Annotated in this window: 23 protein-coding genes; 21 read left to right on the top strand and 2 right to left on the bottom strand. The window is 28.3% G+C overall.

Annotation, left to right across the window (positions count from 1 at the left end; all coding sequences use genetic code 11):
- Positions 1–19: 19 nt before the first annotated feature.
- From hisB to hisA, 3 genes are read left to right on the top strand one after another with little or no spacing between them, the layout of a single operon-like run.
- Positions 20–604: an imidazoleglycerol-phosphate dehydratase HisB gene (gene hisB / locus BLP60_RS01625; RefSeq protein ID WP_092062851.1), complete on the top strand. Its 585-nt coding sequence runs from the start codon at positions 20–22 to the stop codon at positions 602–604.
- Positions 601–1,218, top strand: coding sequence for a hypothetical protein (locus tag BLP60_RS01620; RefSeq protein WP_092062369.1), 618 nt, complete (start codon positions 601–603; stop codon positions 1,216–1,218). The genes hisB and BLP60_RS01620 overlap by 4 nt, the downstream gene beginning before the upstream one ends.
- Positions 1,215–1,946, top strand: a complete 732-nt coding sequence (gene hisA / locus BLP60_RS01615; protein WP_092062367.1) for a 1-(5-phosphoribosyl)-5-[(5-phosphoribosylamino)methylideneamino]imidazole-4-carboxamide isomerase — start codon at positions 1,215–1,217, stop codon at positions 1,944–1,946. The genes BLP60_RS01620 and hisA overlap by 4 nt, the downstream gene beginning before the upstream one ends.
- 5 nt (positions 1,947–1,951) lie before the next feature.
- Here the strand turns inward: hisA and BLP60_RS01610 are convergent, their stop codons facing one another.
- Both BLP60_RS01610 and BLP60_RS01605 read right to left on the bottom strand, forming a co-directional pair.
- Positions 1,952–2,284 carry a hypothetical protein gene (locus tag BLP60_RS01610; RefSeq protein WP_092062364.1) on the bottom strand — a complete coding sequence of 111 codons (333 nt, stop codon included), beginning with the start codon at positions 2,282–2,284 and terminating at the stop codon, positions 1,952–1,954.
- 9 nt (positions 2,285–2,293) lie between these two features.
- Positions 2,294–3,778 (bottom strand): LysM peptidoglycan-binding domain-containing protein, encoded by a 1,485-nt coding sequence (locus tag BLP60_RS01605; protein ID WP_092062361.1) that lies wholly within the window; start codon positions 3,776–3,778, stop codon positions 2,294–2,296.
- Between the two features lie 142 nt (positions 3,779–3,920).
- Between BLP60_RS01605 and BLP60_RS10675 the strand changes: the two genes are divergently transcribed.
- The 18 genes from BLP60_RS10675 (at position 3,921) to dapA (ending at position 19,698) form a co-directional block, all read left to right on the top strand.
- A complete protein-coding gene (locus BLP60_RS10675) occupies positions 3,921–4,226 on the top strand; it encodes an IscA/HesB family protein (RefSeq protein WP_092062358.1) in 306 nt (101 codons plus the stop codon).
- Between the two features lie 30 nt (positions 4,227–4,256).
- Positions 4,257–4,544, top strand: a complete 288-nt coding sequence (locus BLP60_RS01595; RefSeq protein WP_092062355.1) for a PxxKW family cysteine-rich protein — start codon at positions 4,257–4,259, stop codon at positions 4,542–4,544.
- 82 nt (positions 4,545–4,626) lie between these two features.
- On the top strand, positions 4,627–5,832 hold the full coding sequence (locus BLP60_RS01590; RefSeq protein WP_092062352.1) for a M20 family metallo-hydrolase: 1,206 nt from the start codon (positions 4,627–4,629) through the stop codon (positions 5,830–5,832).
- A gap of 21 nt (positions 5,833–5,853) precedes the next feature.
- Positions 5,854–7,740 carry a tRNA uridine-5-carboxymethylaminomethyl(34) synthesis enzyme MnmG gene (gene mnmG / locus BLP60_RS01585; protein WP_092062349.1) on the top strand — a complete coding sequence of 629 codons (1,887 nt, stop codon included), beginning with the start codon at positions 5,854–5,856 and terminating at the stop codon, positions 7,738–7,740.
- Between the two features lie 5 nt (positions 7,741–7,745).
- Positions 7,746–8,525, top strand: a complete 780-nt coding sequence (locus tag BLP60_RS01580) for an ABC transporter permease (protein WP_092062346.1) — start codon at positions 7,746–7,748, stop codon at positions 8,523–8,525.
- A 1-nt stretch (position 8,526) separates the two neighbouring features.
- Entirely contained in the window at positions 8,527–9,027 is a 501-nt protein-coding gene (locus BLP60_RS01575) for a P-loop NTPase family protein (RefSeq protein ID WP_092062343.1), read from the top strand.
- Positions 9,028–9,040: 13 nt separating this feature from the next.
- Positions 9,041–10,030 carry an MlaD family protein gene (locus BLP60_RS01570; protein WP_092062340.1) on the top strand — a complete coding sequence of 330 codons (990 nt, stop codon included), beginning with the start codon at positions 9,041–9,043 and terminating at the stop codon, positions 10,028–10,030.
- Complete coding sequence (locus tag BLP60_RS01565) at positions 10,027–10,701, top strand: hypothetical protein (protein WP_092062337.1); 675 nt, start codon at positions 10,027–10,029, stop codon at positions 10,699–10,701. The genes BLP60_RS01570 and BLP60_RS01565 overlap by 4 nt, the downstream gene beginning before the upstream one ends.
- Positions 10,676–11,713: a PilZ domain-containing protein gene (locus BLP60_RS01560; protein WP_092062334.1), complete on the top strand. Its 1,038-nt coding sequence runs from the start codon at positions 10,676–10,678 to the stop codon at positions 11,711–11,713. Before BLP60_RS01565 ends, BLP60_RS01560 begins: the two co-directional genes overlap by 26 nt.
- Positions 11,714–11,726: 13 nt before the next feature.
- Positions 11,727–12,545 (top strand): hemolysin family protein, encoded by an 819-nt coding sequence (locus BLP60_RS01555; protein WP_092062331.1) that lies wholly within the window; start codon positions 11,727–11,729, stop codon positions 12,543–12,545.
- Positions 12,546–12,555: 10 nt separating this feature from the next.
- The gene (gene lnt / locus BLP60_RS01550; RefSeq protein ID WP_289626248.1) at positions 12,556–14,028 is read left to right on the top strand and encodes an apolipoprotein N-acyltransferase; all 1,473 of its coding nucleotides are present in this window, start codon (positions 12,556–12,558) and stop codon (positions 14,026–14,028) included.
- Positions 14,029–14,040: 12 nt separating this feature from the next.
- Positions 14,041–15,166 (top strand): peptide chain release factor 2 gene (prfB, locus tag BLP60_RS01545; protein ID WP_200779092.1). Its coding sequence is split into 2 segments (ribosomal slippage): positions 14,041–14,115 and positions 14,117–15,166, totalling 1,125 coding nucleotides; the frame shifts between segments, so codons are not numbered across the junction.
- The gene (locus BLP60_RS01540; protein ID WP_092062322.1) at positions 15,153–15,974 is read left to right on the top strand and encodes a GGDEF domain-containing protein; all 822 of its coding nucleotides are present in this window, start codon (positions 15,153–15,155) and stop codon (positions 15,972–15,974) included. The genes prfB and BLP60_RS01540 overlap by 14 nt, the downstream gene beginning before the upstream one ends.
- Positions 15,975–15,979: 5 nt before the next feature.
- Complete coding sequence (locus BLP60_RS01535; RefSeq protein WP_092062319.1) at positions 15,980–16,786, top strand: MinD/ParA family protein; 807 nt, start codon at positions 15,980–15,982, stop codon at positions 16,784–16,786.
- Between the two features lie 58 nt (positions 16,787–16,844).
- On the top strand, positions 16,845–17,120 hold the full coding sequence (locus BLP60_RS01530; RefSeq protein WP_092062316.1) for an HU family DNA-binding protein: 276 nt from the start codon (positions 16,845–16,847) through the stop codon (positions 17,118–17,120).
- 17 nt (positions 17,121–17,137) lie between these two features.
- The gene (locus tag BLP60_RS01525; protein WP_420705150.1) at positions 17,138–17,986 is read left to right on the top strand and encodes a UshA-like (seleno)protein family 2; all 849 of its coding nucleotides are present in this window, start codon (positions 17,138–17,140) and stop codon (positions 17,984–17,986) included.
- 2 nt (positions 17,987–17,988) lie between these two features.
- The gene (gene dapF, locus BLP60_RS01520) at positions 17,989–18,810 is read left to right on the top strand and encodes a diaminopimelate epimerase (RefSeq protein ID WP_092062310.1); all 822 of its coding nucleotides are present in this window, start codon (positions 17,989–17,991) and stop codon (positions 18,808–18,810) included.
- Positions 18,811–18,819: 9 nt separating this feature from the next.
- Entirely contained in the window at positions 18,820–19,698 is an 879-nt protein-coding gene (gene dapA / locus BLP60_RS01515; RefSeq protein ID WP_092062307.1) for a 4-hydroxy-tetrahydrodipicolinate synthase, read from the top strand.
- Position 19,699: the final 1 nt, after the last annotated feature.

The following is a 19,699-nucleotide window of genomic DNA, read 5'->3' as shown; positions in this document are numbered from 1 at the left end:
TATTAAGGAAGAAGAAATGATGAGAAGTGCAAAAATTAAAAGAGAGACAAAAGAAACAAGCATAGAACTTTTTTTAAACATTGATGGAAGTGGAAAAGCGACTATTGATACCCAATTGGGATATTTAAACCATATGTTAGAGTTATTAACTTTCTGGGCTAAGTTTGATTTGGAGTTAAAAGCACGAGGTGATTTAGAGGTAGATTCTCATCATACTATTGAAGATATTGGAATTTGTCTTGGACAGGCTTTATGTAAAGGATGGGGAGAAAGAATAGGTATTGTCAGAATTGCAGATGTTAAAGTTCCAATGGATGAGGCTTTAGTAGAAGTTGTTGTAGATATCTCCGGACGTCCTTATTTTGTAGCCAAGGGATATGAAAATATTCCCTCAATAGTATTTGGTGAAGAAAAAGACGTTTTTAGAGAATTTTTTAAAAGTTTGAGTTTTAGTGGCAAATTTAATTTACATATGCTTTGGAAATATGGAACAAATGGTCATCATCTTTTAGAGGCAAGTTTTAAAGCTTTAGGATTGGCTTTGCAACATGCTTTACAAGTAAAGTATTCTATTCAAAATAGCACAAAGGGTGTGTTAGATTGAAAAAAGTTGTTTTTGTTTTATTTCTTTTTTTATTTTCTTGTGCAAGTAAGAATACCTATTTTTCTTTTCCAAAAGAAGAAAAAGTTGTTTTAGCTGTAGCTCCGTGTTTTCATCCTCGTTATGGTTGGGATATGTTAGCTGGATATATAGAATCAGATAAGAATATCAATACAAATGTATTAAAAGAACTTGATTTATTAATTTTTCAAACATTAGAAAAAAGAAAAGTTAAATTTATAAGAGCAGAAATTACCAAACAGTGTATTGAACTAATAAAATTTTCTAAGAAAAAATCAATTTTTCAGTATTGGATTAAAGTAGGGCAATGTGTCCCGACTGATTTTTTGCTTATTCCCTATATCTATAAATATCAAAAGAGAGAAGGTGGAGAATATGGAGTAAAAAGGCCTGCTCACGTTGTTTTTGATTTATTTTTATTTGATATTAAAAAAAAGAAATTAGTTTATAGATTCCATTTTGACGAAGCTCAAGTTTCTTTAAGTGAGAACTTGTTAAGCTTAGGTAAGTTTTTTGCTAGAAAAGGCAAATGGATAACAGCTAAAGAATTGTTTTTAGAGGGCCTTAAAGTAGGGTTAGGAGAAATAGGTTTATGATAATTTTTCCAGCAATTGATATAAAAGGTGGCAAGTGTGTTAGGTTAAAACAGGGAGAGGCAGATAAGCAGACCACTTATTTTGAAGATCCTGTAGAGGCTGCAGTTTTTTGGCAGAATCAGGGAGCTAAGTGGTTACATGTTATAGATTTAGACGGAGCGTTTGAAGGAGAGCCTAAGAATTTAAAATTAATAGAAAAAATTTGTACTAAAGTAAGTATCCCTGTCCAATTAGGTGGAGGTATAAGATCTTTAACTGTGGCTAAATATTATTTAGAAGCAGGGGTTGAGCGTTTAATTATTGGCACCATGGCTTTACAATCTCCTCATTTATTTGAAAAATTAGTAGAAAGTTTTAAACAAAAAATAGGAGTTTCTCTTGATGCCAAAAATGGATATTTAAAAATTAAAGGATGGGTAGAAGACATTAATAAAACTATTTATGATGTAATCCCTTGGTTAAATAAGATAAAAACAGGTTTTATTGTTTATACGGATATCTCTAGAGATGGGATGCAGAAAGGTGTTAATTTACAAGCTTTAGAAGAAGTTCTGAAACTTTCTAATATGCCTGTGTTAATAGCAGGAGGAGTTTCGAATTTAGATGATATAAAAAAACTTTATCCATTTACTAAATTAGGTCTAGAAGGCGTTATAACAGGCAGAGCTATTTATGAAAAAACATTAAATCTTCAAGAAGCTCTTAATTGGATTGCGGCTCAAAGTTGATTTTACTAGGATAGAGTATAAGGATCCCAGCTTTTATTTAAAGGTATGGGTTTAGCTAACACATTTCCTTTTTTTATTTCGATTCTTTTCATTTTCCATTCATCAAAGTCAATGAAGTCTATCTGACCATAGGTATGTGGAGTAAAATATTTTTTTAAATCTTCTATTAATGAATCTAAATCGACAAAACAATTTCCCCAATAAAAAAAGTCAATTCTTGTATCCTGAGATTTTTCAACTTCAAAAATATTTAAATTACTTAAAGTATGTTGTATTTTATCTATTATATTAGAATCATCTTCAAAAAAGCCATAAATTTTATATAAGTAAGAGTTCATAAATTATATTTATTGTAAGATATATACTTTATATCCATTTAAATGTAATAAAGTTGAAATATAAGGATTATTTCCTCTATATATATAAATTGATTTATTTTTAGATGAGAATTTATCTCTTATTACTATAAGATAAGAATATAGTTTGATAAATTTATCTTTATCTCTAAAAATATAAAATCCAATTCTTTTCTTTACGATAATTTTATTTTTTCTAAGATAACTCAATATATTTTTATGTTTTTGTTTAGGAATATATTTCTTTTTAATAAACTTTAATATATCTTTTTCCACTATAGTTGGAACATAAATTAGTTTTGGATTAATTAGTTTACATTTTATTTTTTCTATAGTTTGTTTTATATCATCATTCTTTAGATATAGAACATTTACTCCTATATTTTTTAGAAAGCTATATACAATATTCATATTATCTGTAGAGGCCTTTTTATCTAAAAATATAATGGTAAAGATTTTGTTTTTTATTTTAACTACAAAGTCTGCTTTTATCTCTGTTGAAAAATTGGTATTGTTAAAAATAAAAGTTTGGTTTTTAGGCCACAGTTTTACTAACGAAGGATAATTTTTGTTTAATTGTAAAAGTATTTCACTTGGATTCCATGAAGATACTTTAATGACTTTAAAAGGATATTTTAAACCTTCTTGGAAGTAATCTTCTAAACTTAAGAGAACTTTTTTATGCGAGGTTAGAGTAAGAAGAATATTTTTAGTTAAATCAATCTCTAACCAACTACCGTCTGCTTGAGGAAAATAGGCTTTTAAGCCAGGCGCTACTCCAAATCCCAGATTCTGAAGAATAGTGATTAAAGTTTTTTTAGGATCTATTGAATTTGTAAATGTTTTTTTAGGGGAATGTATTTTATTTTTTGATCTATTTCTTTTTTTGGTTAAGAATTTGTTGTTTTTTTGTGTTTTTATTGGTTTTAGTGCGCCTGGATAAAAATTTTTGACAGGGTGTAGTGGTATAGGTACTTTTACTTTAGTACCTGTTTGGATATTGTTTACATCTACAGTAGGATTAAGTAACCTAAAAATTGTTAGGTATTCATTAAAAATTAATTTAGTAGGTACTCCTGATATATTTCTTAGTATTTTAACAACATTATCTCCTTTTCTTACTCTATAAGTTTTTGGTTTGTATTTATATTTTTTTAGATAATTTAGTGTTTTGTATTTAGTATAAATTTTAGGAATTCGCAAAATTTGATTAGCTTCTAGATTAGATAGGTCTTTGATATGAGGATTTAATTTTTTAATTATTTTAACAACCAAAGGAAGCTGATTCTCAGGAATATTATAGCTTCTTAAAATTTTATATAGCCACTCTCCTTTTTTAACTTTATATTCAATATATTCATTTTTAAAAGATATTTTCTTTTTAAAAAAAAGACGCGGAATATATTGGGGAATAGCTATAGAGTTAAAGAGAAATAATAATATCACAAGAAAAAAAAGTAGCGACTTATATTTCATAGAAAATAATTTTATCACTTTTTTGTTTTATTTCAAGTAATTATTTTGAGGAATTTTGAATTTAAGTTTTAATATTAAAAAATTGACAAAAGTAAAAACAGGGCTTAGATAGTTAGACCTTAATTTTTTGGGAGGTTTTGGTATGTTTAGTTTGACAGAAAGGGCAAAGACCCAATTGGAACGTTATTTTGCAGAACAAGAAAAGTCACCTATAAGGGTTTATATGGCTGCTGGCTGAGGTGGGCCACGTTTGGCACTTGCTCTGGATGAGCAAAGAGAAAATGATAAGGTCTTTGATGTAGATGGATTTACCTTTTTGGTAGAAGAAAGTTTATTTGATAGTGCAGCTCCGATCACTGTGGATTTAAACGAGATGGGTTTTATTGTTCGCTCTAAGCTTCCGATGGATGCTTCTGGAGGCTGCAGTTCTTGTACATCTTGCGGATAAACTTTCTTTTTTATTAGGGAGGAATTGCTAATGAAATGTACTACTATTAGGCCAGGATATGAGTGTGCTTTTATGACGGAAAATGGATGTTCTTATAAGGGCGGGCGTTGTTATCCTGTAGTAGAACAATGTGAAGGATGTGAAAGAATTAAAGAGTTTAATGGTGAAAAGTATTGCTTAAGTTATCCTGAGCCTGCTATAAAATGGGCTCATAAGGCTTGCAATTTTGCTACTCATGTAAAGGCTGTTGTAGATAATGAAGGAAAGGTTAAAGTTAATCCTTTAAAAGCTTCTAAGAGAGCAGCTAGAGGGAGATAGATTTTTTTATTAATTGATTTTAATGTTAATTTTAGGCTAGAATCTTAAAGGTTCTAGCCTTTAATGTTTTAAGATTGTAACAATGGACAAGATAATTAACTCTTATAGAAATGAAGTAATTTTTCTTCAAAAAGAATTGGTTAAAAGAGTTGCCTTAGGTCCTGAAAATGGCGGACAAGGAGAATATGAGAAGGCTAATTTTTTGGCTGATTATTTAAAAAAGTTGGATCTTGAGCCGACTTTTTATAATGCCCCAGATAATAGGGTAGAGATTGGATTTCGCCCTAACTTGGTAGTTCGATATAAAGGAAAAAAGAAAACTACTTTATGGATTATTTCTCATTTAGATGTAGTCCCAGAAGGTGATCTTGCCTTATGGAAAAGTGATCCGTATAAATTAAAAGTAGAAGATGATTTGATTTATGGAAGGGGCGTAGAAGATAATCAGCAGGCTATTGTATCGTCGCTTTTAAGTTTAAAGGCTTTAATAGACCAAAAAATAGTTCCTGATTTATCTCTTGGGCTAATATTTGTTTCTGATGAGGAGACTGGAAGTAATTATGGGCTTAAATTTTTAGTAGATAATCATAGTCATTTGTTTGCTAAAGATGATTTGTATTTAGTCCCAGATCACGGATCTCCTCAAGGTGTTGAGATTGAGATTTCTGAAAAAAGCATGTTTTGGTTAAAAATAGAGGTATTAGGTAAGCAGTGTCATGCCTCAATGCCTCAGCTAGGAATTAATTCTTTAATTGCTGCTTCTGAGTTTATTATAGAACTTTCAAATTTAGGTGATATTTTTAATTTAAAGGATACCTTATTTTCTCCACCTGTTTCTACTTTTAATCCTACTAAAAAAGAGGCAAATGTAGAAAACATTAATACTATTCCTGGTAGAGATGTGTTTTATTTAGATGCCAGGGTGTTGCCTCAATATGATTTAGAAGATATTTTTGAGCATATTAAATCCATTGGTTTAAAAATAGAAAAAAAATATGGTGTTACTATTAAATATGAAGTAGTAATGAAAGAACAAGCAGCTCCACCTACTTCAGAGGATAGTCAAATAGTTACAAAATTAAAAAATGCTATTAAAGTTGTTTTGGAAAAAGAAGCAAAAGTAATGGGTATAGGTGGTGGAACTGTAGCTGCTATTCTAAGACGTAAAGGTTATCCCACAGCAGTCTGGTCTTCTTTGATGGGGTTTGCCCATCAGCCAAATGAATGCTCTTCTATTAACAATACTCTTAATGACGCTAAAGTGATGTTCAACTTGCTTTTTGACTAAAATTGTTCAATAATCCTTTACATGTCTTGTTTAAAAGAGAATCCGCCAGAAATATATGATCTTATTGTGGTAGGAGCTGGCCATGCAGGTTGTGAAGCTGCTATGGCTGCAAGTCGTCTTGGATTAAAAACTCTTCTTCTTACGATTAATATAGATAGAATAGGTCATCTTTCTTGTAATCCTGCTATTGGAGGGTTGGCAAAGGGGCATATGGTAAAGGAAATCGATGCCTTGGGTGGGGTTATGGGAAAGTGGGCAGATGAATCAGCTATTCAATTTAGAGTGTTAAATACTAGAAAGGGGCCTGCTGTTCGCTCCACAAGAGCTCAAATTGATCGTAAAGTTTATCTGAATGTTGTTCAAAGGGATATTTTTGCTCAGAAAAATTTGTGGGTGCGAGAAGGTTGTGTTGAAGAGCTTTTAACAAAAGATAATAAAATTTGTGGGGTAAGGACTTTAATTGATGAAGTTATTCTAGCGAAAAATGTACTTTTAACTACAGGAACTTTTCTTCAAGGATTAATTCATATAGGACTTAATAATTATTCTGGAGGAAGATTTGGTGATCCTGCCAGTAAGGGGCTTTCTTTAAGTTTAAAAAAATTAGGTTTAAAGTTAGGAAGATTAAAAACAGGTACAGTTCCTAGGTTATTAAAAGATAGTATAGATTTTAGTAAATTAGAAATTCAAGAAGGTGATAAGGATATTAAACCCTTTAGCTTTTATTATAAATGTAAGTTTTTGCCTCAATTGCCTTGTTATATTACCTACACTAATGAACAAACCCATGAAGTAATAAAAGAAGGATTTGATCGTTCTCCTCTTTTTCAAGGAATAATAAAAGGGATAGGGGCAAGATATTGTCCTTCTATAGAAGATAAAATAGTGCGGTTTCCTGATAAAGAACGCCATCAAATTTTTGTAGAACCAGAGGGTTTGGACAGCCCCGAGGTTTATCCTAATGGGATTCCTACAAGCTTGCCTTTAGATATTCAAAAAAAGATGTTGAAAACTATTCCAGGCTTGGAGCACGCTGTAATTGTTAGACCAGGCTATGGAATAGAATATGATTTTATTTTCCCCACTCAATTAAAACCTACATTAGAATCCAAACATATTTCAGGATTGTTTTGTGCTGGTCAAATTAATGGTACCTCTGGTTATGAAGAAGCAGCAGCTCAGGGGCTTTGGGCTGCTTTGAATGTATTTTGTAAAGTTAGAGGAGAAAAAAATTTTATTTTAGCTAGAAATGAAGCATATATGGCAGTTTTAGTTGACGATTTGGTTACAAAAGGCACTGAAGAACCGTATAGGATGTTTACTTCAAGAGCTGAATATAGACTGCTTTTAAGAGAAGATAATGCTGATCAAAGATTAACTCCTATAGGTAGAAAATTAGGTTTAATAGATGATACGAAATGGGAACAATTTTCCAAAAAAATGGACCAGATTAGTAAATTAAAAAAAGTTTTAATTGAATATGAGATAAAGCCAGATAAAAATACAATTGTTAAATTGAAAGATATAAAGGCAGCTTTACCGAAAAAAAAGGTGAAACTTGCTGATATTTTAAAACAGCCTCAGATAACTATTGATTCTTTAAAAATTTTTTGTGAGCAAATCGCAGAGTTTTCTTCGGAAGTAAAAGAAGAAGTTGAGATAATGATAAAATATGAAGGATACTTACAAAGACAAGAAGAATTAGTAGCTGCTTTTAAAAATTTAGAAAATATTAAATTGCCTCCAGATATAGATTATAAAAAAGTACCTGGACTTTCTAAAGAAATTGTAGAAAAATTGGAAAAGATAAAACCGTTTAACTTGGGACAGGCAAGTAGAATTTCTGGTATCACTCCAGCCGCTATCCAATGTTTAGAAATTTATTTGAAAAAATGTAACTTTATTTAATCAAAATGTTTCATAGAATAATATATTTTTTAGGAAAGGTTTTTACTGACAGATTTACTACTTATATTCAGTCATTAAATATATTTTTATCTGTTCTTCCATCTCTTTTTAGTTTTAAAATATTTAATAGGGCTATTTTTAGAGTATTTATTAGACAATTATATTTCACAGCAGTACAAAGTTTTTTCCCTATTTTAGTGTCAGCTTTATTATTAGGTAGTATTATTGTTAATTATATTTTAGAACTTTTAATTAGTTTAAATAGTTATGATAGGATAGGAGAATTTATAGTTAAAGTTATATTTTATGAAATTAGCCCATTAATTGTTTCTATTATTATTTTAGTAAGGTCTTCTACAGCAGTTATTTCAGAGTTATCTGTTATGAAGCTGTATAATGAAATAGATACTTTGGTTTTTTTTGATATTCCAATAGTAGAATATTTGTTTTTACCAAGAATTTTAGCTTTTTTTATTAGCTCGGTAATGTTAAATTTTTATTTTATAATTATTTCTTTGATAGGTGGATATTTGACCTTGGGTTTTTTACATGAAATTAATTATGAAAATTATATTTATCAAATAACAAATTTTTTAGGATTTAAGGATTTATTTATTACTGTCTTAAAGTCATCAATTTTTGGTTTAATTCTTTCATTGATATCTATTCAAAAAGGGATATCGGTTACTAATTCCATTACAGAGGTCCCTATTAATTTAATTAATGGTATGATGAGTATTGTTACTGCGATAATTTTAATTGAAATACTATTTTATTTGATTTGATATGAAAAATTTAACTAATATTTTAAAAAAAGAAGACGAAGACTTAATTATTATTTTGAAAAATAAAAATCTAGAAAGATATTTGTTTGAATTTTTTTCTATTCATCCAGCTGATATAGGTATTATTAGTAAAAAAGTTCCATTTTTATCTAACTTAGAGATGCTGGAAAATATTTTTTTACCATTGATGTATAAAAATAATATATCTTTAAAGTCCTGTTATAAGAAATTTAAGACTTTTATAGATAAATTACAATTAGAGGATATTTTGTGGAAGAGAAAGGAAAAATTAACTGGAGTTGAATTATTTAAAAGTATGCTTTTACGGGCCCTTAGCGTAGATTCTAAAATTATTTTTTTAGAATATCCAACAAGAGAAGAGTTTGACTTTGTTAAAAATTTTATTCATACCTTAAAATCTCGGCATTATCTTTGGGTTTTAGTTAAGGAAAGTGAAGAAGTTGTATTTAATGATGTTGAGTTTAAGAAAATAATTTTGTAATAGGTAATTTATTATGTTTTGGGATAAAAAGTTTAAAGAATTTGAGTATAAGGTAGGATTTGTTTTATTTTGGTTTATTTTATTTTTAGTATTTTTTTTGATTTATATAGGAATAAAAAAGGATATTTTTGCTAAAAGAGTTAATTATTATATTATAAGTAAGTCAGGGGAAAATATAGAAAGAGGGATTCCTGTAAAACTCTCAGGATTTAAAATTGGACAAGTAGAAAAGTTATATTTGGATAAAGTAGATTATATAAAAATTAAAATTAGTATTCTTGAAAAATATAGAAAATGGTTTAGAAAAGATACAAGAATTATTTTGGATCAGGAAGGAATTATTGGGAATCCATATCTTAAAGTTATTCCAGGTAGTGATAAAAGTCCTATTTTGCCATCTGGATATACTTTAACCTTAACAAAAGTTGGAGGAATAAACGAGTTGCTTATGGAAGCTCAACCTGTTATTGAAGATATGAAGAAAATAGTTGCTAATATGAGAAAAATTACAGATGATTTTTTAGATAAAAAATCTAGTATTCAACGAACTATTGTTAATTTTGAAAAAATTACAGATAATATATTAAAAAATAAAGGTTTTTTATACTATTTAACTCAAGACAATCGGCCTGTGAAAAAATTTGACTCTTTGTTATCACATTCTGATGAATTAGTTATTACTATGAATACTTTTTTAAAGAATGCTACACTTGCAATAGAAGATGTTAGGCCCATAGAAAAAGAATTTTTTAAAATTAGTAAAGAAGTTAAATCTTTTGTAAAAGATTTAAAAACTATTCGTAAAGAATTACAACCTATTATTGATAATACTAAAGATATAACTCTGGAATTAAAAAAAGCTACAAAAGATATTTATCGTCTTAAGATAGAAGCTGAATATACTTTAAAGAAAAGCAATGATATCTTAAGTGGACTTCAAGATAAATGGCCATTTAAAACAAATAAGGAAATTATAAAAAATATTGAGATGCCAAAACCATGAAAAATTTTAAATTTGTAATTATATTTGCTTTTTTATTGGTCTGTTTATTTAGTTGTTCTATTAGTGTTAAAAAAGAAAGCCCTTTTGTTCAAAGTTCTTTAGTTGATTCTGCTTATTCTTATAGGATAAAATTTTTGAATTCTTTTTTAGAAGGCAAATTTTGTGATGCTAAAATTTATTTTAATAAATCAAATTTAATTTTTGCAACTCATGATAAAGTTGAGATGATAGGTCTTAATTTTTATTATTTATATCGATTATACCAATATATCGGGGAAGAAAGGATTAGATTTTATAAGTGTAGTGAATATTATTTAGGTAAAAAGTTATCCAATTTTATTTCATCTTCAAAAGACTTAATATATAAACGAATGGTGGAACAAAAAAAATATCATAGTTTATGGTTAAAAATTAATAAAGAGAAAAATCCTATTTATATATCTGTATATTCACGTAAAGTTGTAGAATGTGCACCTATAAAATGGAAAAAGAAGTTTTTAACATTGGCTTTTAATATTGATAAAAAGTATGGATGGACATTGTTTTTAGTGGAAGATTGGAAATTGAAAAAAAGATTTTTTTCTTCTAAGGAGGCAGACAAACACTTGGAGGTGTTAAAGTCTTCTTTAGAAAATTGTGATTTTAATGATGATTTATATTATTTCAAATAGTTATATTTTAAATCAAATCAAACGATCTTTTGAGGGTAGTGGATTAAATAGTGATTTTATCAACTTCCTTTACTACTTTGTAATATCTTGCATTCTTTTTTTCCCAATACTATTTTTAATACATCTATATGTTAAATGGAAAGAATCTAGAGATGATTCTAACGAATTTGGTTCTATTTCTGATAAAGAGACAATCAAAAATATTTTTGATTTTGCTTTGATCCAGCGTAGTAGGTTTGATATTAGTATTGGACGGTCTGATTCCATGGTGTATGCTACATTGGTTGATTATGATGATGAATTTATATATTTAGAAATGCCTTCTTATTTAAAAATAAGCAAAGTTTGGTTTAAAAAAAATTTATCTTGTTTTTTTAAGATAGGTTCAGGCAAATTAAATGCTATTTTTTATAATTTTAAATCTATTGTTGTTGATTATTATGTAAATAAAGGTTCATATATTATTAAATTAAAGCTTCCTGAAAAATTATATTTAGGACAAAAAAGAAGATTTTTAAGAATAGAAATACCTTCTAAGTATATAAAAAGTATTAAATTGTGGCCTGCTTTTTTAGATAAATATGCTGGATTTTCAAAAGATATTTCAGAGTGGGGAGAACCTTTAGGTTTATACGATGAGAGAAAAAGAAATATATTTCTTAAGGATATATCTGGAGGTGGAATTAAGCTAGGTATAAAAAAGAAGATTGTATCTGATGTTGTTAAATTTAAAAGAGATAATGAATATATATTTTTGTATCTACATCTAAATCCAACATATACCAATACTAATATGTTTTTTTATTTTATATGTAAATTAAAAAACGTTTATTTAGCTGATGATCAAGAGTTTTATTTTTTTGGTTTTCAGTTTGTGGCAGAAGGTAAAGTAAAAGCTAATTCTACTCAAATAGAATGGAAAGAAATTCCTTTGGAACAGGGATGCGAAAGTTTGGGTAATTGGCTTTTTGAAAAATATTTGGAAATATATCGCCAGAAAGGAACAGTATAAAAGGGGGAATAAATTGGAAGATTCAGGCGAAATTAAATTTTGGGATTGGATTAAAAATTTTTTTTCGTCAAAAGATAATTCTTCATTAAAAGAGTTACTTAAAGAGGCTAAAGAAAGAGGATTATTAAAGTATGATGAATATCAAATGCTTTTAAATGTATTAAAGTTAGCTCATTTACGTGTAGATGAAATTATTGTTCCTAGGACTGATATGGTTTGTGCAGAGATTGATCAGAACATTGATGAAGTGGTAAAGACTGTAATTGAATGTGGTCACTCTAGAATTCCTGTTTTTAAAGAAACTAAGGATCAGATTGTTGGAATTATCCATGCAAAAGATTTGTTGAAAATTTACTATCTAGACAAAGAAAATATAAGATTAAGCGAGATAATTAGAAAACCCTATTTTGTTCCTGAAACAAAAAGAGTAAGGGATTTATTATTGGAGCTAAAATCAAAAAAGATGCATATGGCAATTGTGTTAGATGAATATGGAGGAACTGCTGGCCTAGTTACAATGGAAGATATTTTAGAAGAAATTGTTGGCGAAATAGAAGACGAATATGATTTGCCAAGACCAGAGGAAATCATCTCACAGGGTAATGGAGTTTATTTAGTTTCAGGACGAGTAGATTTAGAAGAATTTAATGAAAAGTTAAAAATAAATTTACATTCCGAACAGGTAGACACTTTAAGTGGATATTTATGTGAGAAAATGGGACATGTCCCTCAGAAGGGAGAAATATTAGAGGGTGATAATTTTAAAATAGTTATAGAAGATGCTGATTTGAAACATGTTCATTGGGTAAAAGTATATACTTCTGATAGGTAAAATTTTGTTTGTGAAGAGTGTTTTTTATTTAGTTTTAATATCTTTTTGCTGTTTTTTTTCTTATCCTAATCCATATTTTTGTTTTCCTCCTTTTTTGTTTTTATTATTAGGATCTTTACATGTATTGGCTATAGAAAAAAGAAATTATTCTAAATTCGTTTATATTTATGCAAGTTTTGGTTATGCTGTTGTTTTTTATTGGATTTATTATCCATGTTATAAATATGGTAATATTCCCTTTTATCTTTCATGGTGTTTTCCTATATTAATGGGTTTTTATTTGTCTATTTATATTTGGGTATACTATATTTTAATACGTTTAATGCGAAGATATCTTTCTTTCTTATGGCTTGGGATTTTTGCCGCGGGTCTTTGGATGTCGTTAGAAATTATTAGAGAATATTTTTTATCAGGCTTTCCCTGGCCAGATTTAGCTTTGATTTTTTCTCCATATCCTTTTTTTTTACAATGTTTAAAGTTTATAGGAGCAAAAGGATTTTCTTTTTTTGTGGTGTTAATAACATTTTTTCTAATCAATAGAAAATATGTTTTCGTCTCCTTTTCTATCTTTATGATTTTAATTTTATTAAATATTTTTAGTTTACTTTCTGTTCCTCAGACTATTTCTAAATTAAAAGTTAGGTTAGTTCAGGGAAATATTGATCAAGAACATAAATGGGATAAAGAATATCAAGAAAATACCGTTCATACTTATATTAACTTATCTTTAAAAAATGTTTATAAAAATAAAAAATTAGATTTAGTTATTTGGCCTGAGACATGTATGCCCTTTTACTTTCAAGAGAGAAGTAAACTTTCTAATATAATTAGAAAGTTCGTTAGAGATAATAAAGTATATCTTTTATTTGGATCTCCTGGTTATAAATTTATATCAGTAAAAAAATATTTACTTTTTAATAGAGCATATCTTTTGAACGATAAAGGTGATATTATAGGAATATATGATAAGCAAAAATTAGTGCCATTTGGTGAATATTTGCCATTTAATTTCTTATACTCTGTGTTTAGATTTTTTTATACTGGTGTGGGAGATTTTTCGCCTGGTCTTTTAACTGATCCTCTTAAAATGAATAATCTTGCTCTTGGAGTACTTATTTGTTATGAAGCAATTTTTTCGCATTTAGTAGAAGATAGAGTAAATAAAGGATCTGAAATTTTAATTAATATCTCTAATGATGCCTGGTTTGGAGATACCTCTGCTCCTTATCAACATCTTTTTTTAACTACATTAAGGGCTATAGAACAGCAAAGATATATATTGAGATGTACAAATAGTGGCATAACAGCTATTATTTCTAATAAAGGTGTTGTTTTAAAAAAAATAGATCTTTTTAAAAAGGGGTATCTTGATTTTATTGTTTATACAATAAAAGAAAAGAGTTTTTTTAATAAATATTTTTATTACATTTATTCATTTCCCTTTATTATATTAATTATATTTTTTTTAAAAATTTTTTTCTAGGTGGTGTAAAGGATGTTAGATTTGAATGAATTGAAAATATCAAGTATAGATACTATAAATAAACTAGATGAATTATGGAGGCGTCTTTGACTTAAAAGTTAAAGAAAAAGAATTAGCAGAAATAGAGAAAAAATTAAGTGATGCTTCTTTATGGTCAAATCATGAAAAAGTAACTCCTCTTTTGCAACGGAAAAGAGAATTAGAAAATATATTGGAAAAGATAAAAAATCTTTATTCTAAAAAGGAAGATTTGTTAGTATGGCTAGCTCTAGTAGAAGAAGGAGAATCAGAATGTTTGCAAGAAGCTGAAAAAACTTTAAGATTTTTAAAGGAGAGCTTAGAGATATTAGAAATGGAGCTATTATTGAGTGGTGAGGGAGATGACGCAGAAGCTATACTCGAGATTCATCCAGGAGCAGGTGGCATAGAAGCTCAAGATTGGGCTGAAATGTTGCTTAGAATGTATACTAGGTGGGCGGAAAGACATTCTTTTAAAATAGAATATTTAGATTATATAGGAGGAGAAGAGGCTGGAATAAAAAGTGTAACCTTGCATGTAAAAGGAACTTATAGCTATGGGTTCTTAAAAGGTGAAAAGGGAACACATCGTTTAATAAGAATTTCTCCTTTTGATGCTTCTAAGAGACGTCATACATCTTTTGCTTCAGTAGATGTATATCCTTACGAAAGGGAAGATATTAAAATAGAAATTAAAGAAGAAGATTTAGAAATAGAAGCTTTTAGAGCTGGTGGTCCTGGTGGACAGCATGTTAATAAAACAAGCTCGGCGATAAGAATTATTCATAAACCTACAGGGTTAGTAGTTCAATCTCAAAATGAGCGATCTCAGTTTCAAAATAAAGAAATAGCTTTAAAAATTTTAAAAGCCAAGCTACTTCAAATGGAACTTGCTAAAAGGCAAGAGAAAAAACAGGAAAGTTATGAGGCAAAAACGCAAATTTCTTTTGGTCATCAAATTCGAACTTATACTTTACATCCATATCGCTTAGTAAAGGATCATAGGACTGGCTATGAAACGAGTAATGTAGAAGATGTTTTAGATGGTAATATCGATATTTTTATTAAAGAATATTTAATATTTTTAAATTCAGGAACTAGAGACAATGGTAACAACTGAATTAAATAAACAAGATTTGTTAAATGAATTAAAAAAGTTAGAGCTTTTAGTAAAAAAAGATAAATTAGATAAAAATTTAGCTTATATTTTATTTACATTTTTTCATTCTAATTATGTTGATAAGATAAAAAAGGTAATTTGTGAGGTAGATAAAGATAATAAGTGGTTTTTACTACCAATTAAAAAAGATAAATTTAGTCTATCTTTACACTTATTCGAATTGTTTTCATATTTGAATAAATATAAAAATATGGATTTTCTTACCTCTTTATATAATAAAAGATTTTTTGAAGAGACTTTTGTTAGAGAGATACAAGATGCTAGAAAGTTTAAAATCCCTTTATCTTTGTTAATATTTGATATAGATAATTTTAAAAGTGTAAATGATACATATGGACATCAAGTTGGGGATATAGTTTTAAAAGGAGTTGCTCAGATTATAAAAAATCAAATTAGAGGAAATGATTTTGCATGTAGAATAGGAGGAGAGGAGTTTGCTGTTATTTTTAGAGGAACTAGTATTAGGCATATTTATGGCATAGCAGAAAGAATTTTAAAAGAGGTAGAAAAGTTTAGATTTAAGGTAGAAAAATTTGATATTAAAATAACAATTTCTGCAGGTGGAGTAGTATATTCAGGATATGGGAAAGTAGAGTCAAGTAAATTATTTGAGATAGCAGATGCTAATTTATATAAAGCTAAAAGAAATGGTAAAAATAGATTTTATATATCTTTTTATTCTGAAGAAGAAAAAGATAGTGCTACTTTAGTAAATGAGGCTGAGAAAAATATTTTATTTAAGAGTTAAGGATTATGAAAAGAAAAAATATTAGTTTATCAATTGTGAGTGGAAAAGGAGGAGTTGGAAAAACAAATATTACTTTAAATCTTGCTTATATTTTACATAGTCTTGCTAATCAAGTCATTGTTATTGATTGTGACTTAGGATTAGCAAATTTAGATATTTTATTGGGAGTAACTCCTAAAAAAAATCTAAAAGATTTGTTAAGTGAAGATATAAAGCCCGAAGAAATCATTTTAAGTTTAGATAAAACAGGACTAGATTTTATTCCAGCAGCTTCTGGTGTTTTAGATTTATTAGAATATGAAAGTGATATTCAATTTTTACTAGCTAAAAAATTAGATACTATCCTATCTAAATATGATTTTATATTATTGGATTTAGGCGCTGGTATTAGTAATGGAATTTTATCTTTTGCTCTATCAACGTCTTTAAGGATTGTTATTATTACGCCAGAACCGACCTCTCTGACTGATAGTTATGCTTTAATTAAAATATTAAAAAATCATTATAATCAATCTAATTTTTTTATTTTGGTTAATATGGTGGAAAATCAACAAGAAGCTAAAAAAAGTTTTGAAAGGTTAAATGTTGCGTGCCAAAAATTTTTAGGGATAGAGTTAATGTATTTGGGATATGTACGAGAGGATAAAAATCTTTCAGAGGCAGTAAGGCAACAGAAACCTTTATTTAAGTTATATCCTACTTCAAAGGCTTGTTTAGATTTGATAAATATAGCTAAAAAGCTTATAAATTTTACAGAAAAAACAACATTAGTTAAAAAGGGATTAAATTTAATAGATAATTTTAAAAAGTAAGGTACTTGATTGAAGGTAATGAAGAGGATATGAAAGCAAAAAAAGGAGGCTATAAAGGATGAATAAGAGTGATTTAATAAAGCAATTGGCAGAAGATAAGAATCTAACTCCTGAAGAAGCAAGTGACTTTGTAAATACTTTTTTTGACTCTATGAGAGAGGCATTGCTTGCTGGAAAAAGAGTGGAGATTAGGGGGTTTGGGAGTTTTAAAATTAAAGAGTATAAAGGCTATGTTGGAAGAAATCCTAAGACAGGAGAAAAGGTAGAGGTAAGACCTAAAAAGCTTCCATTTTTTAAAGTTGGTAAAAATTTAAAGGATTTTGTTAATAGTTAATAATTGAATGTTAAGTAATGTTTGATAAGAAGATGAAAAGAAGTATTTTTATATTTTTTATTTTAGTTTTTTTCTCATGGCCGTTTAAAGCATTTAGTGGCACAGAAATATATTATGTTGCAAATACTAAATGTAAGATAGAGCCTTGTCCTGCTTGAGGGGGAAAAACTCTTGGAGGTTTAGCCAGGAGAAAAAGTTTTTTTGATTTTAGAAGAAAAGAGAATACTTTTTTTATTTTTGGTCCTGATGAGTTTTTATGCAATAAAGCATTGGAAAATAAACAGTTTTTTCAAGATTTAAAAAAAGTTTATTTATTATCAGGATATGACATAGGTGTTGTAAATGAAGAAGAATTTAATATCTTTAAAAAGTATTCTATTGATTTTCCTAAAAACTGGTTTCATTTAGATGAAAATATAAATTTTTTTCTTTTAAAGAAAAAAATTGTAATAATTGTTTTGCCAACTATTAAAAAGAAAAATATAAAGATATTTTCTAAAAAATTATCATCTTTTTATCATAAAATAAAATATAAGTATAAAAACCTTCCTATAATTGTAATATCTGCATTAGGGTATTATATGGAAAAAGAACTATTAAATAATGTTAAAGAAATAGAAATACTATTTGGAAGTGGAGATGGCCCTGGATTTTCTGGAGAATTAGTTAATAATCAGAGTACATTATGGGTAAGACCATATTCTAAAGGCAAGGCAGTAAATTATGTCGATATAAAAGATTATATTTCTTTTTTAAAAACTAAAAAATGGATTTATAAAAAAAATATTTATTGGAAAGTTTTTGGATTAGGTGATGATATTAAGGATGATCAGATGATAAAAGATATTGTTAAAAGGATGAGATAATAATGGATTTAGTTTTTTATAAAATGCAAGGAAGCGGCAATGATTTTATTTTATTTGATTTAAATAGTGTGCCTGTAAATATATCTCAAATGTCAGCTTGGGCAAAAAAATTATGTCAAAGGTGTTTTGGAGTGGGAGCAGATGGGTTAATTTTTTTAGAAGAGGTTAGAAATGGTGAGATAGATTTTAAATGGCATTTTTATAATGCTGATGGAACTAAAGCTGAAATGTGTGGGAATGGGGCTAGATGTGCTGCTTGGTTAGCTAATTATTTAGGTCTTGCGGGTAAGGAACAGGCTTTTTTAACAGAAGCTGGAGTTATTCATGCAGAGATAGTAAAAGAAAATGAAGTAAAAGTAGAACTGACTGAGCCAAAAGATTTAAAATTGGATGTTAAAATTTTTATAGATGAAAATGATTTTAATATTCATTATGTAAATACAGGTGTTCCTCATGTTGTGTTTTTTACAGAGAATATAAAAGAGATTGATGTAAATAAAATAGGAAGAAGAATTCGTTTTCATGATTATTTTAGTCCTAGTGGTTCTAATGTAAATTTTGTACAGATTGTAAAAAAAGATTTTATTTTGCTTAGAACATATGAAAGAGGTGTAGAAAATGAAACCTATGCCTGTGGAACAGGAGCAGCAGCAAGTGTATATGTTGGATTTGCTTTAGGACTTTTAAATAGAGAAGTAAATGTGGTTACTAGTGGAGGTGAAAAATTAAAAATTTTTCTTCAAGGTGAAAGAATTTTTCTTCAAGGAAAAACTATATTAGTGTATAAAGGTTTTTTAAATAAAAAAATATTGGAGAATATTTAGGAGGTGAAGATGGAAATAAAAGGTGCAATCACTGCTTTAATCACTCCTTTTAAAGCAGGAGAAATTGATGAAGACAGTTATAGAAAGCATATAGAATGGCAAATTGAACAAGGAATAGATGGTCTTGTTCCCTGTGGTACAACAGGAGAATCTGCTACCCTTAGTCATGAGGAACATAAAAGAGTAATTAAGATATGTGTAGAGCAGGTTAAGGGTAGAGTCCCAGTTATTGCAGGGGCTGGATCTAATTCTACTCGTGAGGCAATTGAATTAACTAAGTTTGCTAAAGATGCAGGGGCAGACGCTGCTCTTTTAATTACACCTTATTATAATAAACCTACTCCAGATGGATTGATTGCTCATTATAAAGAAATAGCTAAAGAAGTTTCTATTCCTATGGTAGTGTATAATGTTCCATCTAGGACAGGTTTAAATATTACTCCAGCAGTTGCCAAAAGGCTTTTTACAGAAGTAAAAGAAATTATAGGAATAAAAGAAGCTTCTGGTAATCTAAGGCAGGTAGCTGAGATTATTGAATCGTGCGGTAAAAATTTTACTGTACTTTCTGGAGATGACTTTACTATTTTGCCTCTATTATCTTTAGGTGGTAAAGGAGTTATTTCGGTAGTTTCTAATATTGTGCCCAAGCTGACACATCAGCTGTGTGAAGAATTTTTTAAAGGTAATTTAGAAAAAGCTAGTGATATTCAGATAGAATTATTAACTTTATGCAGAGCTATGTTTATAGAAACAAATCCCATTCCAGTAAAAACTGCGCTTGCTTTAATGGGAAGGATTGAGATGGAGGTTCGTTTGCCTTTAGTAGAGATGCAGCCTCAAAATAAAGAAAAATTGATTGCTGTTTTAAAAGAAAAAAGCCTTTTATAAA

Source organism: Desulfonauticus submarinus (assembly GCF_900104045.1).
Lineage (GTDB): Bacteria > Desulfobacterota > Desulfovibrionia > Desulfovibrionales > Desulfonatronovibrionaceae > Desulfonauticus > Desulfonauticus submarinus.
This window is presented reverse-complemented; position numbering and strand designations above follow the sequence as displayed.